Below are 16,907 nucleotides of genomic sequence, written 5' to 3'. Positions count from 1 at the left end.
AAATCAAATTAAACGGAACTTTCAGATTGACAAAACAGCAAAAGCTATGCATCGTGAGGGATACAGCCCTGTTGAGCCAGTCATTTACTGGGTACAAATCAGGGAAACACCCAGTAAATCTAAGCATGATTGTTGTAGTGTTGTAGGTTGAGTTATCTTCTCAAATGTCACTCTCTCTCCCTGTAAATTGATTTGAATTTTATTTTGGGCAATTGTGGCTAAATCATTCAATAAAGTAGAAAAACTGTGAACAGGCAAGTTCTCTTGATTTCGCTTATTACCAGCTTTTTGCTTGGCAATTGGTGAGGGTTGATATCTCAATAATTCCTCTCTGTCTGAGGAGGAAATCTGTTCGATGTCTTCTTCTTCAAATAAAATGGGAGCAAGAACTTTTCTCATATGCCATTCGACATAATAAGCTAGAAAACAGAGAAAAATATGCCCTTTGACTCGATGGTCTAGATAGTGATAAATGGGACGTACTTTTAAATCAATTGTTTTCAGACATCGAAAAGCTTGTTCGACTTTTGATAGTCCTTTATATGCTCTTACTGTGGTTGCTACATCCATTTTTTCCAACTCAACAGAAGTACGAATAATATAGACTCCATCTAAGATTTTGTCTCTTTCGATTACTTCTGATTTTCTGCGATAAGCAAAATGAGAATCTGAGATCTCAATCTCAAATAGCTTTCCTACTTTAAATTTATTTAAAACTTTTCCTACTCTTAAGCCAATTTTATCTGCTCCCTTTAATGCTCTCTTTTCTCTAGTCATAGCTTGTTCTATTTTGTCTAGCTCTTTTTCTGTTGCGAGTAATAATTCTTCTCTAACTTGAGCATTTTTCTCAGCAATCAAAGGGTTACGACAAGCAATTAATCTTTCTCCTGGGTAATCATTACTTTCTATTTCTATGACATCTCTTTCATCAAATAATCCCAATTGAATCTGGTCAACTCCTGCCAGTTTTCTAATTTGACTCTTGGTTAAGGCTGTAATCCAATCTAATCCATCTTTGGCTTTTAGCTCATCTAAAATATTAGCGTTGGTAATCGTCCCTCTATCTCCTACCCACACTACTTGAGAGATGGCAAAACGTTTCTGTACTTTAGAAATTTGTTGTGCTAAAGTTTGACGGTCTAAACGATTCCCTTCAAATACCTCTACGGCAATTGGACAACCTTCTTGATTACATAAAATCCCAAAAACTATCTGAAGTTTTCCTTTTTTCTTGTCTCGACTATAGCCATAAGCTGCCAAAGAGCATTCCGTTCCTTCTACATAGGTTGAAGTTAAGTCATAGAGAATTAATGACCCGTTTTGCAGATGTCTTGATGCTAAAGCATTTTCAAGATCGAGCTGTTTTGATAGTAACCAATCTAGAGCTTCATAATATTCATTTCTGTCCCCATGAGATAATCCTAATAATTCCCCTAAACTGGAACTAGCTGTTTCGGCTCTGATGCCTCTAACTGTTCCTAGTTTTGAAGTTGGGTTGATAATTCTGGAGACAATCATTGCTACGGCTAAATCCCGTGAACGAGTTCTTTTTGATTCAATTAATTGGGGAATTCCTAATTTATTGATTGTTCCTAATACGCACGCTACATGACCATGAGGTAAACTCCTCAGTACTGTACATAACTCAGGCAATTCCTCTTGATTAACGACAGATGAACCCTTGAGAGACAGACGTAAATTATCTACTACTTCATCTGGCAATTTAGAGAGGTTGGCTAAGGTTCTTTTCTTGACTTTTTTTCCTTCTCGATAGGACTCTCTGAGAAGAACGGCAGGAGGAGAATTTCTGTTAGGAACTTTTTCTATATACATGACTACATTATGCCGAAAAATGTCCCACCACAACAATTAAAAAATGCTAAAATTACATGGCTACAAACCGGGAAACTCAATCCTCCAATCTACTTTTATATATAGCTTTGAGTATGTTTTAGTTCATTTGTATGCTGAAAGTTCCGATTAAAAACTAAAATATTGAAATTTACATACGGTAATATTATTCATTTTACTGAAACGATCGCATTTGTTTGGTTTTCAGGGAAATCGATTTCCAGGCAAAGAAGAATAAAGCGAACAAATTCAATGTTGCATATTTAAGACATGGGTTTAATCACAGAAGGTGTAATTAATCCTGCGGCTGAAAAATCAATAATTTGCAATTCTCCCAAACTTATAGATGAACTAATTTGGCTGGTAATTGCCATAATTATTAAGTCTGGTTTTTGTTGATTATTAAGTCTTGGAACTGATAATCACTGCTGGTCTTTTTTTGCTGGATGTTCGATCAGTATAAGGAAAAGGAACAAGCGGAATATTCCCAAAGTTATAGTTTGTCAACACGACGATTAGAGATGCTTTCTGATCGAAAGTCTCTCTCGTCGTCATAATCTGCATCTTCAGGATTATCCCAAATTTTGTTAAACACAGATTCAGATACTTTTGTGGATATAAGTGAGTGCTAGCTGTCGCTCTGTATTTTATTGAGTCAGGGAATCAATCAATTCTTCTACTTGTTGGATTTGTTCGACAGAGAGTTTTTTCACATTTTCCACGAGTCTATTTTCTAGGGTGTTATTGGCTGTCATCTTCTTTTCCCTTTTACTGTGACTATGAGCTATTTCACCTCAATCAATTTGCGATCGCTTTAATATAATTCACAGCGCGATCGCCTTTTCTCTAGGCTATATTAGCGATCGCGTAATGCACCGAGAATAAGCATATAGATAGATTAGCCCTCTTCTGTCAGACTCCGAGATTTAAGAGTAGGAAATAAGAAGATTTATCCAGAAAGAGGCAGTGTTGTTAATTGATTGATGCTATCAATTAAGTTATGTAATCCTAGCAATAAAGAAGAATTAGGAAATATCTCTAGCCAAGGAAAAATTAACCACAAAAGAAGGCTTGGTTGAATCAGAAGACGAAAATTATTCAAAACATTCTTCCATCCAGTTTGATAATTCCATTGTGGATGAGTAGTAAAACTAGCTGAGATTTCTGTTTGATGATTTTGACTATCAGATGTATTCAAAGATAAGAAAACTTGGGTATTTAAACTAATCATCAAATAGGTACTCATGACAATTTCCCACCATCTATTAATTTCAGCAAAATTAGTGGCGGGGATTTCGCAGGTTGAGGAATAAAGATAGGGTATTAAAATGAAGAGTTAAAATAACCTCTGAATGGATATCCAAGTTAAAAACTTAGACCACCTAGGTATAGTAGCAGGAATCGTTGACCAAATAGGATTAGTTGAAGAAATAGATAAGCAAATAGAGCAACATCCCCAACAAATCATCAGCACAGGACAAGTGGTGAAAGCTATGATTCTCAATGGATTAGGGTTTGTCAGTGCACCGCTGTACTTATTTAGTGAGTTTTTCGTTGGCAAAGCAACGGAACATCTTTTAGGAGAGGGGATTAAACCAGAACATCTGAATGATGACCGAATTGGAAGAGCTTTGGATAGCTTGTCGAATCAAGGATTAACGACCTTATTCACTAGCATTGCGATGTTAGCCCATCAAAGATTTAACCTTTTGACCAAGAGTCTACATCTAGATTCGAGTAGCTTTAGTTTGGAGGGAAGCTATGAAATAGAAACCGCAGATGAATCAACCGAATCAACCGAATCAATCGAATCCGTCAAGATAACTTACGGCTACTCCAAAGATCATCGACCAGATTTAAAACAATTCATGATGGATGTTATCTGTACAGGAGATGGAGATGTCCCCCTGTTTGTGAGGATAGGAAATGGAAACGAATCCGACCGTGCTGTTTTTGCTCAATTGATCGAGCAATTTAAACAGGAATGGAATCTGGATAGTATCTACGTTGCTGACAGTGCGCTTTACAGTTCAGCAAATATTCAACAACTGGGAGAGTTAAACTGGATTACCCTTGTCCCTCGAAGTATAAAAACCGCCAAAATCTTAGCTGAATCAATCGAAGGCGAGGTGTTGGTTGAGAGCAAAATTCCAGGTTATCGTATTGCATCATGTTGTTGCGATTATGGAGGAGTTCATCAACGTTGGCTAATTATTGAAAGTGAAAAGCGTCTTAATAGCGATCTCAAGCAACTCGAAAAGCGACTAACAAAACAACTTAAAATAGCGACAAGTGAACTTAAGTCACTGATGAGACAAGATTTTGCCTGTGCTGCCGATGCCAAAAAAGCGGCGGAAAAACTTAGCCGCAACTGGAAATATCATTCCTTAGAATTAATCGACATTGAGACTGATGCTCACTACACAAAGGCAGGACGACCTAGGAAAAATCAGTCTCCTGAACATTTTACCTATCGTATCAAGGCTCAAGTTGTTCCTGTAGATGAGGTAATTGAGATTGCCAGAAGACAAGCAGGAAGGTTTGTTCTCGCTACTAATGTTCTCGATGAGAAGATTCTGACTAATGATGAGATTTTAACTGAATATAAAGGTCAGCAAAGTTCGGAAAGGGGTTTCCGATTCTTGAAAGATCCTCTGTTTTTTACTTCGAGTGTCTTTTTGAATACTCCTCGGCGAGTGGCAGCCCTGGCAATGGTTATGGGTTTGTGTTTGCTAGTTTATACTCTCGGTCAACGTCAATTAAGACAAGTCTTAGCTCATTCCGAGCAGACTATTCCCAACCAACTCAAGAAACCCACCTCTACTCCTACACTAAGATGGGTATTTCAGTGTTTTCAGGCGGTTCATCTTGTTCATTTGAATCATCAAATACAAGTTTCTAATCTTACTGACACCCGACTGAAGATCTTACGGTTTTTTGGAAACCCTTGCCAAAAATATTATTTAATCTGCTGACTGACCTGCGAAATGTCCGATCGAATGGCTTATTTAAGAAAATATCCTGCCATAACTGCAAACGTTGCTCGGCATTTGGCATGGGAAACAGAATCATGGACTGGAACCGACGCGCAAATGCTTTGTCTAAATGAGTACGCAAATTCGTAGACAGAATTGCTAAACCAGAATAGTCTTCAATGCGCTGCAATAGATATGAGATTTCTTGGTTAGCAGCACGGTCGTTGGAATTTTGGGTCTCAATACGTTTTCCAAATAACGAGTCTGCCTCGTCAAAAAACAAAATCCAATCTTGATTTTGAGCGCGATCGAAGAGTCTAGCCAGATTCTTTTCAGTTTCCCCAATATACTTCGAAATAACTTTAGAAAGATCGATCCTATAAACAGGGAAACCTGACTTTTTCCCTAGCAAGCAGGCGGTCATCGTTTTGCCAGTTCCAGGTGGGCCATAAAAAAGGCAGCGAAAACCTGGCTTGATACGCTGCTTCAATTGCCATTTATCCATTAGTACATCTTTGTTTTGAACCCAGGTAAGGATATCGTCAATCTCTTGTCTTATGACTGGATTGAGTACAAGGTTATCCCATTCCAAGTCAGTTTTAATTAACTGAGCAGGAAACTCTGAGCTAAAGGGCGGAGCATAGGATTGTCCTGTTATAATTCGCTCGCGATATTCTGGACTCAAACATAACGCCGTAGCTAATTGTGGCTCGTTGACCTGTTGATGATCGAGGTAGAGGATTCCTTGGGCGAATAAGACGAGATCGCTCTTGAACATTTCATCATAACGAAGTCGAGCCGAGAGCTTATCACCTGCTAATAAAAACATAGCTGTTTCACCGGTGGGCAAGAATCCACCGTGGGAATTTCCGCTCAGACCACCAAATTCAGTATATCCGCGATCGAGGTTTTGATTGCGAATGAAAAATGTATCGAGTAGATGTGGTTTGATGTGAGGTACAACGCTGAGAATCAGTATAAGTCGCTCGGCTGGTAGCAGATTGAATTGGTGAACAATTTCGGAATAGGGTGCATCACTATGGGGCAGTTTTGGTGGCGGGATTGATTCGATTAAATCTTCTGATGTCTGAACACCTTCGAAATGAAGTTTTATCCGATGTTCTAAGATGCTGTTGAACCAGGTGAGTTCGCAATCGATGCAGTCTGCGTTTTTATCGAGTTGGGAGGTCATGAGGAATGAGTAACTATTAAGCAGGTAGACAAAATTAAATGTTCAAAAATTAATTACTTGCTTTATAGAACGATCGCACTACCGCCAAAAAGCGATCGCACCAGAGAAACAAAGCACTTCCGAGATTAAGTTCGCGATCTTAAAGCGATCGCCTAAGCCCCATTCTGTTCATCCTATCATCCTCTAAATCCTTATCCTGACAATGAGAGGTGATAAGGTCGCCCTTCAATTCCAAGTTCAAAATTAATCATTTTCTTAATAGAGCGATCGCGTAGTGCCAAGCTCCGCCTGATCGCATTTCCCTTCCTCTATTGCCAAAACGAGATCACACTTTTCTAATACCTAGCTGTTATAAGTATTTTATCTACTGAGACCTTCCTCAGCTTCTTCTTTCAAAAAAGGAAGATGATTGTGAATAATTGCCCATACCAATGTCTCATCTACTTCATCATAGTTATGGATGATTCGGTTTCTGAACCCAATGATGTCCCTGGTATTTGTCAGTTGAAATTCTAGCTCTATTTTGCGGAAGTTATTCACGGCTTCGCCAATAATCCCCAATTGTCTTTCTACAGCACTTTTTGTCTTTAGGTCATCAACATATTCATCGAAATCATCCACTCCATCCATAAAGATTTCGATCAGTTCAATAGCACGGATAATATCAGACAAATATTTTTTCGCTTTGTCTATCATAGATAAGGGATTTCGATTTTTCTACGCTTTTTCGGAAATAGGGATTAACAATGGGCTTATCAGTTAGAAGATCAACTTTTCTTTGAAAAAGACTTTCCAGTTCAGACCATAAAGACAATAATCGTTCTCCTTTCTCCAACGGAGATAGTTCCTCCAATTCTACGATGAAATCGATATCGCTTGTATTAGGATTGAATTTCCCTTTAGCGACAGATCCAAAAACATATAATCGCACTACTCCATACTTTTTACATAAGGCAACTAAGCTTGTAATATGTTCTTTGATAATTGGAGCGATCGCCATTCTTGAATTTATTTCTCCTATTTAATCTTCTTCTTTAAAATACTCATTGATTTTGCCACAATGCCTGTAACAATTGTACTAAATCCTGATCCTGACAATGGGCGGCGATAAGATCGCACTTCAATTCCAAGTTCAAAATTAACCATTAAAACAGAATTAAAAGCGATCACCCAAGTCCCAACCCAAGTCCCATCCTGTTCATCCTATCATCCCCTAAATCCTGATCCTGACAGTGGACGGCAATAAGATCGCCCTTCAATTCCAAGTTCAAAATTAATCATTTGCTCAACGCGCGATCACGTAGTGCCAGGCTCCGCCTGATCGCATTTCCCTTCCATACCTAAAAAACGCGATCGCTCCACCCCAACGATCGCCGTTTTTGTAGGGTGTGTTAGCGATCGCAAAACACATCGGGGATAAGCATATAGATAGCGATCACAAGTGAGAAAAGGAGAGTATGGAAATAAATTACACTATTTGCCGTCATCTTCCTTGTAGAGACAATTAACGGGACTTAGACATTTTTTCGGGCTAAAAAGGGAGGAAAGCCTTGCCAGACAACGAGTTTACCTCGTTCGAGGTAAACTCGCCTCAAACCTAGTTATATTCAGGGTTTAGGTATTTTTGACCTAAAAATATTGATATATAAGGCTTTCCCCCCTTTTTGCCATCATTTTTTGTCTAAGTCCCATTAAGGTAATGCGATCGCGAAGCGTACCCCTTGGGTAATCGCAATATCAATTTTAGGGACTTACCAAACACGATCGCATTATAAATAAGAGATAGTTCTAAATCATTAGCAAAGTTTCTAATTCTGGATATTGACGAACCAGACAAGAGTGATCGCACTATCCTTTTGCAAGTTTATCCTTGTAAACATCGGAAAGGAAATAATCTGGAAATTTACCTTCCGACTCAACAAGCACATTTCGCTCAATCTCTGACGTATCAAGCGGATCAATAAAATGGTAACCCAATGGGCCTGGAACATATTCGAGGCCCATTTCCGTCGAAGCTTGCATAATCTCATAGAACGTATGATCATGGGCAGGAAGCATCCATCCGAGGGCAGCCAACCTCGCATTATTAAGATCTGAAATCCCTAAGATCATTGCAATTTCTATGATCGCATACGCAGTTCCTGATATTCCTCCACCGGCCAGTACTTTTAATCGTTTAGCTTCCTTTATATACTCACTATGTTCCTCGTAATAAATTCGCCGCATACCTGAAACCCACTGTAATCTATCGTCTACTACACTGAATTCTCGTTCTCGATCGCTTAATGGTGGATTTTGTACAGAATCCACAGTCTCAGTGGTTAAGGTAGCCGATTTGTCTTCAACATTCTTCCTTTCTTGTCTATCTTTCATAATGCTTTCAGGACGGCTAAAGAGAGACTTTGGATCGGGATTTCCCCAAATTGCAGTTGAGATCAAAGGACTTAATTTTCTATTGCAGTAGGAGTTATAGATCAAGGTCATTTTTTCCCGAAAATTTCCCTCTCGAAGTACTTCTGTAATCTTATCCGCATCCATACCTACCCCTCCGGTTGTACCAGGATCTGTTGTTCCAAAAACTTCTGGAATTGATAATAGGGCTTTTTCAATTCTTGGTTGGGCAAGCTCTACAATCACACTCAACATATCACTGGCGGCAGCTATGGATTTTGGATGTCTAGCTGCGTACCAGCCGAGGTATTTTTCAAAAGCAGTAATTGCTTTATAATATCTCTCTTCACTTTCCTCATCAATAGCTACTTTCTTCTGGGCTTCTAGCTTCTTATATTCACCAGAAAATTGAATAATATTTTTTCTACTATCCTTGCTAACCTTTAGTTGCACAACTGGTGTTTTCAATTGGGACGCCGAAGGTTTTGCTAGGTCAGGTCTTTTTTTTTTTTTGAACTGAATAGTTACTTTCTCTGTATTCCGTAGCTGTGTGTATCGATCGTTTTTATCGCTCATTTTGAATCTACGATAATTATCTATGGGTGGCCCTTGAGCAACGATTTGAACCGTTACTTGGGGATCCTGAAATAGATCGACTCTTTCGTACTTGATCTGATTTAAGGAATAGTCATTGTATTGAGCAGCACTTGGTCCTTTTATTGCATCATAGTTCCAAGAAGTATTATCATTCGCCCCACCTTGCACGAATGCCTCGTCTCCGGCAATCTGATTCATACGTCTAAATTCTTCCACCCACATCTTTAATTTTATATTGCTAGTTGAACCCAGCATGGTAACGGCCATGTCTACGCTCGGTTTATTACTTGGAGTACCAAGATCTTCATCCTCAGCTATCTGCTCCACAATAGAAGGGAATTCCAATTGTCTGGTGATATGTTCATCGTAAACATCATTAGGAATGGATACCTCTATAACAGCCCAATCTTTGTTCCCGTAGTATGCAACAGCGGAAATCAAAGCAGCCTTTGGATTATCTTCCCAAAAATAAAGACCTTTTCCGAATTCGCCTGCGCCTACAGGATCAAGTGAGCCTTTATTATTGACTGCATCCCGCGCTCTAGCTAGGGTATATCCTCTGTGAAGTCTAATCTGCCTCTGAATAACACGACTATCTACATTCACGTTTTTGGTATTTGTCGGCCTCATGAGATTGCCTTCAGTGTTCATTACACTTCGCTCTGAAGACTGCATGTTCTGAACAGAGGCAAGTTGTACTGAGCGCTTATTTGCGTTTCCCTTCATCAAGATTGACTCTCTTAATCGGGTTTCTATTTGCTTTTTCGTTTGCTCAATTGCTTTTGGAAGATCATCGCTAAATTGAAATGTAGATTCTCTATTCTGCTTTTGAGTAACTTGATTAGTTTTTGGGTAGCCTTTGCCTATTTTTATAGATGCCGCTTTCTCTCCCATAAGGTCGGCTTCACGCTCCAACGCGTGGTCGTCATTAATCATCACCCCTCTTTCTTGCGTCGTAGTCCTCACACGACCCTGCATCTGCTGCACTACGTGCCATCCTTCATGAGGGAGATGTTTTTCTTGTCCTGGAGCAATATGAATATCAGTTCCCTGTGCATAAGCATGTGCTTGTAATTGAGCAGGCTTGTCAGAGTTATAATGCACTTTCACATCATCCATAGAATAACCAGAGAGGTGTTCAATGCCCGTTTTAAGGAGATCTGGTAAACCAGTGTTGTTGGTGGTTTCTGCTTGTTTGACTTGGATGAGTGCTGAGGAAGTTTCTTGTGTGCGATTCCTACGGAGCGTTTTGCGATCGCCTTGAGTTGCCGACAACCGCACATTGGCGATCGCAGATGACAAATCCCCTGTCGCTTCCTGTCGCTGTACAGATTGCCCTTGAGATGACTGAGTAGAAGCGGGGGCATTTATTTGTTGTTTTACCTGGGATGTTACCCGATCCCCTTGCTGCTTATAGAGATCGTTGGGTCTGCCAATAGTTAACTTTCTTTGGATGGCTCTGCCCGTTGATAAAGCATGTCCAGACGTTGCTTTGAAAGAAGTAGCTGAAACTAAGCTAGTATTGCTATTTGCTGTATTTGAGCCTGGAGATGATGCCCTTATATTCGCCATCATATTGCCTAACCGCAGTGGCTTTTCTCTTAACCTCTCTGATTCAGCATTTCCTATCTGTGCATTGAAACTATCATCCTCTTTTCTCTGAGAAACCTTTCGAGAGATATTCTTCGGATCTCTGGAGACAGCAGCAGCTTTTTTGAAAGACTTAGAAGGAGAAGCGTAAGTATTCATAGGACAACCCTAATTCCAGAGGTAAATTAAGGGGAATTTTGAGAACTGTTAGTATTCGAGAGCGAAAAAAATCTATTAAACCCGATTAAGGTAATATCTTATATTCTGGCAGTTGTTAGAGGAAAAATAAATGGCTTGGCTGTAAATGTTTGCATAGTGGCAATCTTTTTTCTGTTGATCGCCGTTTAAACATCAAAAACTATTTCATTTCTGTTAGAAGAGCTGTCATGGTGAGATAGAACAGATCTCAGATGACATTAGGCCTATGCCTAGCCTTCGAATTGCCTTTAGCTCGATCAGAAATGACAAATCCAACTAGTGAACTTTTCCTCAGTTTTCAGTATCTTAATGAAGCTTTAGAAAGCTACATCAAAGGGGAAACAGATTCTGCCACGGTAAATATATTATCCACAGAACCTAGGGCGATCGCCCTAATTGGCGAAAAATTTCGGCTATCCCCCTTTGAGCGAATTATTTTGCTGCTTTGTGCGGCAATAGAAATAGAACCTAATTTTCCAGCTCTCTGTGCCCAAGCCCACCAGGATGATACTGCGGGGTATGCCACCTTAGGGCTTGCTCTCTCGGCTTTTCCCGATGCTGATTGGTCTGTACTTTCTCCCCAAAATCCACTGCACTATTGGCAGCTCATCCACACCGAACCGAAGCGCCTACTGACCCATTCACCGCTCCAAATCGATTGCCGTATTCTTTGTTATCTGCTGGGAGAGCCTGGGCGATCGCCTCAACTAAGCAATTGGCTCCAACCTATTTCTGTCCAAGGCATTGACTCTTTACTACCTTCCCATGCAACCCTGACTCAACAGATTATTACGGCTTGGTCAAACTCGACATCCCAGCCCTCATTACCTCCGATAACCCTTTCTGGCATTGATGCTACTACGAATCAACAGATTGCGGTTGCTGCCTGTGGAAATCTTGGATTTCAGATCATGACTCTTCCTGTTGCTGTTCTTCCCACCAATCTTGATGACCTCAAAATCTGCCAACGCCATTGGGAGCGGGAAGCCATTCTCAGCAATAGCGTGTTACTGCTCGAATCAGATCTTCATACCTTATCCGATCCTTCAAAACAGGCAGCGATCGCTCTTTTTCTCGAAATAATTAGTACGCCAGTTATTTTCAGTAGTCCCGACTCGAAGGTTACATTACGCCGTCAGGCGATCGTCTTAGAAGTCCCCTCTCTACCCCATCAGGAACAAACAGACCTTTGGCATCAGCATCTAGGTTCTACCCCAAGAGAGTTAAATGGCTATGTGGATACCCTAGTCACCCAATTCAATCTCACCCCCACCGCCATTCAGAAGATTTGTAGCCAATTTAGGCTGCAACAAGATACTCCAGAAGATGAGCCAAATCTTTCAACATTTAAAAATGAAGACAAGAACAATTCCTCAAACCCACCACAAAAATCGAGGAAGCACCAAGATCGACTTTGGCATCTCTGCCGCCTCCAAGCCCGACCAAATTTAGATGCTCTAGCCCAACGCATTGAAGCCAGAGCAACCTGGGAGGAACTAGTTTTACCCGATCGCCCGCGTCAACTATTAGAAGATATTGCCACCCGTTTAAAATATCGTTCTCGGATCTATCAAGACTGGGGGTTCGCTAAGAAAGGCGATCGGGGTTTAGGTATTAGTGCCTTGTTCCATGGAGAAAGCGGTACAGGAAAAACCATGGCAGCAGAAGTTTTAGCTCAAGTTTGTCAGCTAGATTTATATCGCATTGACCTCAGCACTGTTGTCAGTAAATATATTGGCGAAACCGAAAAAAATCTACGGCGCATTTTTGACGCAGCCGAATCCGGTGGCGTGATACTTTTATTTGACGAAGCTGATGCCCTATTTGGCAAGCGCACCGAAGTAAAAGATAGCCACGACCGCCATGCAAACATCGAAGTTAGCTATCTACTCCAACGCATAGAAACCTACAGTGGTCTAGCGATACTTACCAGTAACCTCAAACAAAACCTGGATCGAGCATTTCTGCGCCGTCTACAGTTTATTGTTTCTTTCCCTTTTCCCGATGCAACAGCCCGCACCAAAATCTGGCAACATATCTTCCCCAGCCAAACTCCTCGCCAAGGGTTGGACTATAGTAAACTCGGACAGCTGAAAGTTGCAGGAGGCAATATTCGCAACATCGCCCTCACTTCAGCATTTTTAGCAGCTCAGACTAATAGTCCGATCTCGATGGAACAGATCCGCCTTGCTGCCCAACGGGACTATAGTAAACTCGAAAAATTACTCACCACGGAAGAATTGCAAGGTTGGACAGAAAAGTAGGCTTGTCCTATCTATAGCCGTACAAGGTTTAATTAGGACAAGTAAATTTGTTAGTTAGTAAGGATCGAGAATAAATTAGCACTGACTATAAAAATGTCCTAATCTATACATAAATAATGCTATATTTTTTTCTTAATTATTATTGCTTTCATTTTAGATTACAATTGTCCTTTGAAAATCGAGAAGTATCACAGTTAAATGCAGATTGTTACAAGATATAACGAGCTTTATCTTGATAGCAGTATTGACATGATAGGATTCTGATAAGTTTATTAGGACATCAAATAAATGAATTTGCCAAGTTTTTTGGGCTTATAAAGAATATTTAGGATTATATTAAATTTAAATTTCAAGGCTTTGTTCTCGTCCTTATTGTTTTAGTAGGTTGATCGCTATGTTAGATAGGGCTCTTGTCTTCTTTAAAGAAGAGCTAAGTAACTATATCAAGATCAAAACCGGTGGACAGAGGGAAGATGTTGTCCAGTTTCCTGAAATCCAACTCCCGAAAGAAATTGTGATGCAGAACAATGCCATTACGTCCTTGATGGTGAATTTGGAGGAGGAACGGACTTTTCGCTCTGGGGCAACTCGGATCAATCATTTGTCAAGTCAAGGCAACCAAGCAGAAATACCCCATCTCGATCTGAACTTTCATTTGATGTTTGTGGCTAATTTCAAGGACTATGCAGAGGGGCTAAGAATTCTTTCTCTGGTTTTAAAATTCTTTCGGAGTTATCGTCTGTTCACCCAAAAAAAATTCCCTCAAATCAGCCCAGAAATTCAACAGCTATCAACTGAGTTGGTTAATCTTACTTTTATGGAGCAAAGTGAATTGTGGCGATCGCTGGAAATGCCTTGTAGTCCCTCTGCTTTGTATAAAGTCAGGATGTTGATTTTCCAGGATGCTGAAATTGAGCAAGTCGAGACTGGCACTGCCCTAAGGAACATTCTAACGGAAACTTCTTTGCTGTAACAAATTGATGTATTAAAGGTTTAGTCTATGAACTACCAGCCTTATTTCAGTCTTCAGTTATTTCACGACTACTATCAACAGCAAACTTGTGCCGACTTGACGATTGAACCCACTAATGACTGTCAGCGAATTTTGCATAACCATCGCTTAGTCAGTAAACCCAAGAGAAATGGCTGGCAGCTATTCGTGCCTTTGCAAACCGATCGGCAGCCAGTAATTCCACTAGACTCGTCGGCAATTTTCACCTTTCTCCTCAAGCTGAATAATCCCCATTTTCTCAGTATTACTGACCTCGATCCTGAGTACCAACCCAACAGCCTGTATGTTTTTAGCGATGAAGCCGCCAATGCTACTACGGATTCATTCTCCCTGACCTCTACATTACTTCAGCGAGAAGAACTGGCTCTCGAACCATCTAAACAATCACCACTAGCAAAGAGTATTTGATGTACTATACGCTGCGTTTATTTTTTGAGAATGGTGGAGGTGCTTGTTATATCGTTTCGGTTGGTGACTATCCCTCTTCTGTCAGACTCCGAGATTTAAGAGTAGGAAATAAGAAGATTTATCCAGAAAGAGGCAGTGTTGTTAATTGATTGATGCTATCAATTAAGTTATGTAATCCTAGCAATAAAGAAGAATTAGGAAATATCTCTAGCCAAGGAAAAATTAACCACAAAAGAAGGCTTGGTTGAATCAGAAGACGAAAATTATTCAAAACATTCTTCCATCCAGTTTGATAATTCCATTGTGGATGAGTAGTAAAACTAGCTGAGATTTCTGTTTGATGATTTTGACTATCAGATGTATTCAAAGATAAGAAAACTTGGGTATTTAAACTAATCATCAAATAGGTACTCATGACAATTTCCCACCATCTATTAATTTCAGCAAAATTAGTAAATCGATAATCAGTCCAACCAAGTTCTTGTTTGCATTGTCGAAAAGCATATTCCACCCATGTTCTTAATCCATATAAGTTACCAAGAGTCTTTTTCATCTTACTTTTAGTGTCTTTGATATTGGTCATAACAAAAGAAGTAGAATTCTCTGGCATGGTTTCTGTATCAGTGGTTAATTGCCAATAAGTTATGTGATGTCTTTTACCATAAATGATTTCGCGAATATATCTATTTTCAAATTTTTGATTGCTAAAAGTTCTGGGAAAATTTACACCATTTATTAAGCTCTTACTTTTTGATTGTTAAGCATCCAGATTCCGTGATTACTTCTAATGGAGACAATCCACGGGTAATTTGTATTTATTCAAAGTTGAGAGAAAATTACTGGCTTCGCCATATAGACTATCTGCCAATACTAATTCGATATTGAATCCAAATTCTACTAATTCTGTAATAATTATTGATGCTAGTTCAATCTTCGTTTTATACTTATCTTCTGGTTTTAGTGTTCCTTTTGGCTTGAATATTTTAAATATTAAGGGAAAAGTAACATTTTCATAGACTCCATAAGCGTTTACTGAGACAATACCGCTATCTATTTTACCTACACTTCCTAAATACTGTTTGGCAACATAATCAGTTTTTTTTCCTTTCTTTCTATCTCCTGTTTCATCAATTATCACTGTAATTTTTTTCTCTTTTAAAGCTTTAATCGTCAATTCCAATCTTTTCTGCTTTAAATCTTCTACTGACCAAGGCGAGTTAGCTATAAAATGATGTAACGATTGGGGTGATGATATTCCCACTACCTTTGCTATTTCTGGCAATGACTTCCTTTTAATTGGTGAGATAATACCTTGATGTAAATATTTGAAACATTCGTAACTTCTAACTTCAGGAAATAGGTCATGATAAGCAAAGCAATATTGGTCAATGATTGATATTGTCGGGCGAGCATCTCGTTTCAAATGTTTGAGAATCTGTAGCTCCACATCCATTGCTCTGGTTACCTTTTACTTGTCTTCTGATTGATTTAATTATAATTCTTTTTTCGGAGTCTGACAGAAGAGGGCTATGAAACTACTCCCAGTAAGGATACTTTTGAGCAGGGATTAACGGCGATCACCAAAGAAGATGAACCGACTCTTCTGTTGCTGACCGATGGGGTGAATTTGGCTACTGAGGCTGACTATTACGGTCTATGCGTGAGTGTGCTGAGTCAATGCAATAAACTGCAAGATCGGTTTGGAATTTTTGATGTGTTGGCAGGGGATGGCAAAACCGCAACCAGTGCCATTGGGGGTAACTTTAGGAATGGAATTGGTACTAGCGATCTCAAGTATGGAGCAGCCTATTATCCCTATCTACAGACTTCTCTTAACTACCACTATACAGAAGATTCGGTGGCTATTCCTACTGGAACTGAGGTCTCCGAACCTGTTGGTAAATACAGCACGGGCGAAAATGGTCTGTTAGTTACTTATACTCCGAGCGGGTGAATAGTGGACTTTTTTGAGATGGGCTGAGGTGGGATAATGCGGCAGTATTCAACTGAAGAAGAGTGGCGAGATATGATCCAGATTGAGTTCAGCGAAGAAGAAATTCAACAGCTAAATTACGAACGCTATCATCATCCCCATCCCCGAGTACAAAAGAAGATGGAAGTGCTCTACCTGAAAAGTCGGAGGCTATCCCATCAAGAGATTCGTCGCTTATGCCAAATTAGTAAAACGACCTTAGTTAGCTATGTTCGACAGTATCAGCAAGGAGGAATAGAGCAACTGAAGCAATTGAACTACAAAGGGAAGCCCAGTCAGCTCAATGAGCAGGTCAAAACTATTGAGGTCTACTTCCAGGAGCATCCGCCGCGAAAGGTGGCTGAAGCCCAGGCCAAAATCGAAGAACTCACGGGAATCAAGCGCAATCCCACACAAATTAGGGCTTTTCTCTACCGTATCGGCATGGGCTGTCGAA

At 39.9% G+C, this 16,907-nt stretch carries 13 protein-coding genes and 1 pseudogene; 6 read left to right on the top strand and 8 right to left on the bottom strand.

What is annotated here, in order from left to right; translation table 11 throughout:
• Nucleotides 1–84 precede the first annotated feature (84 nt).
• Together PLEUR7319_RS0116265 and PLEUR7319_RS35675 are read right to left on the bottom strand one after the other, a co-directional pair.
• A complete protein-coding gene (locus PLEUR7319_RS0116265) occupies nucleotides 85–1,833 on the bottom strand; it encodes an IS1634 family transposase (protein WP_019503995.1) in 1,749 nt (582 codons plus the stop codon).
• A 967-nt stretch (nucleotides 1,834–2,800) separates the two neighbouring features.
• Nucleotides 2,801–3,097 (bottom strand): hypothetical protein, encoded by a 297-nt coding sequence (locus PLEUR7319_RS35675; protein WP_019506281.1) that lies wholly within the window; start codon nucleotides 3,095–3,097, stop codon nucleotides 2,801–2,803.
• Nucleotides 3,098–3,203: 106 nt separating this feature from the next.
• Between PLEUR7319_RS35675 and PLEUR7319_RS0116245 the strand changes: the two genes are divergently transcribed.
• Complete coding sequence (locus PLEUR7319_RS0116245; RefSeq protein ID WP_019505039.1) at nucleotides 3,204–4,826, top strand: IS1634 family transposase; 1,623 nt, start codon at nucleotides 3,204–3,206, stop codon at nucleotides 4,824–4,826.
• On the opposite strand, the gene PLEUR7319_RS35670 is transcribed toward PLEUR7319_RS0116245, so the two are convergent.
• From PLEUR7319_RS35670 to PLEUR7319_RS38910, 5 genes are all read right to left on the bottom strand, one after another.
• Entirely contained in the window at nucleotides 4,756–6,018 is a 1,263-nt protein-coding gene (locus tag PLEUR7319_RS35670; protein WP_019506280.1) for an ATP-binding protein, read from the bottom strand. The genes PLEUR7319_RS0116245 and PLEUR7319_RS35670 overlap by 71 nt on opposite strands.
• Nucleotides 6,019–6,378: 360 nt before the next feature.
• On the bottom strand, nucleotides 6,379–6,690 hold the full coding sequence (locus PLEUR7319_RS0116235; RefSeq protein ID WP_202804241.1) for a DUF86 domain-containing protein: 312 nt from the start codon (nucleotides 6,688–6,690) through the stop codon (nucleotides 6,379–6,381).
• Nucleotides 6,683–7,018, bottom strand: coding sequence for a nucleotidyltransferase family protein (locus PLEUR7319_RS0116230; RefSeq protein WP_019506278.1), 336 nt, complete (start codon nucleotides 7,016–7,018; stop codon nucleotides 6,683–6,685). The genes PLEUR7319_RS0116235 and PLEUR7319_RS0116230 overlap by 8 nt, the downstream gene beginning before the upstream one ends.
• 285 nt (nucleotides 7,019–7,303) lie before the next feature.
• Nucleotides 7,304–7,429: a hypothetical protein gene (locus tag PLEUR7319_RS43155; protein ID WP_256380642.1), complete on the bottom strand. Its 126-nt coding sequence runs from the start codon at nucleotides 7,427–7,429 to the stop codon at nucleotides 7,304–7,306.
• Between the two features lie 437 nt (nucleotides 7,430–7,866).
• Nucleotides 7,867–10,755, bottom strand: coding sequence for a DUF4157 domain-containing protein (locus PLEUR7319_RS38910; protein WP_019506277.1), 2,889 nt, complete (start codon nucleotides 10,753–10,755; stop codon nucleotides 7,867–7,869).
• A 302-nt stretch (nucleotides 10,756–11,057) separates the two neighbouring features.
• Here PLEUR7319_RS38910 and PLEUR7319_RS0116220 point away from each other — a divergent pair, with 302 nt between their 5' ends.
• The 3 genes from PLEUR7319_RS0116220 (at nucleotide 11,058) to PLEUR7319_RS0116210 (ending at nucleotide 14,478) form a co-directional block, all read left to right on the top strand.
• The gene (locus PLEUR7319_RS0116220; protein ID WP_158441844.1) at nucleotides 11,058–13,058 is read left to right on the top strand and encodes an ATP-binding protein; all 2,001 of its coding nucleotides are present in this window, start codon (nucleotides 11,058–11,060) and stop codon (nucleotides 13,056–13,058) included.
• Between the two features lie 394 nt (nucleotides 13,059–13,452).
• Nucleotides 13,453–14,031 (top strand): Pvc16 family protein, encoded by a 579-nt coding sequence (locus tag PLEUR7319_RS0116215; protein WP_019506275.1) that lies wholly within the window; start codon nucleotides 13,453–13,455, stop codon nucleotides 14,029–14,031.
• 27 nt (nucleotides 14,032–14,058) lie between these two features.
• Nucleotides 14,059–14,478, top strand: coding sequence for a hypothetical protein (locus PLEUR7319_RS0116210; RefSeq protein ID WP_019506274.1), 420 nt, complete (start codon nucleotides 14,059–14,061; stop codon nucleotides 14,476–14,478).
• A gap of 118 nt (nucleotides 14,479–14,596) precedes the next feature.
• On the opposite strand, the pseudogene PLEUR7319_RS38905 reads toward PLEUR7319_RS0116210, so the two are convergent.
• Nucleotides 14,597–15,931, bottom strand: a pseudogene (locus PLEUR7319_RS38905) (IS701 family transposase).
• Nucleotides 15,932–16,099: 168 nt separating this feature from the next.
• Here PLEUR7319_RS38905 and PLEUR7319_RS0116195 point away from each other — a divergent pair.
• Both PLEUR7319_RS0116195 and PLEUR7319_RS35650 read left to right on the top strand, forming a co-directional pair.
• The gene (locus PLEUR7319_RS0116195; RefSeq protein ID WP_019506273.1) at nucleotides 16,100–16,432 is read left to right on the top strand and encodes a hypothetical protein; all 333 of its coding nucleotides are present in this window, start codon (nucleotides 16,100–16,102) and stop codon (nucleotides 16,430–16,432) included.
• Between the two features lie 36 nt (nucleotides 16,433–16,468).
• Nucleotides 16,469–16,907, top strand: a 439-nt coding sequence (locus PLEUR7319_RS35650; RefSeq protein ID WP_019506272.1) for a helix-turn-helix domain-containing protein, incomplete at its 3' end; no start/stop codon positions are given.

The sequence above is a fragment of the Pleurocapsa sp. PCC 7319 genome (genome assembly GCF_000332195.1).
In the GTDB taxonomy this organism is placed as follows: domain Bacteria; phylum Cyanobacteriota; class Cyanobacteriia; order Cyanobacteriales; family Xenococcaceae; genus Waterburya.
The sequence above is the reverse complement of the archived record's forward strand: the minus strand, read 5'-3'. Positions and strand labels throughout refer to the sequence as shown.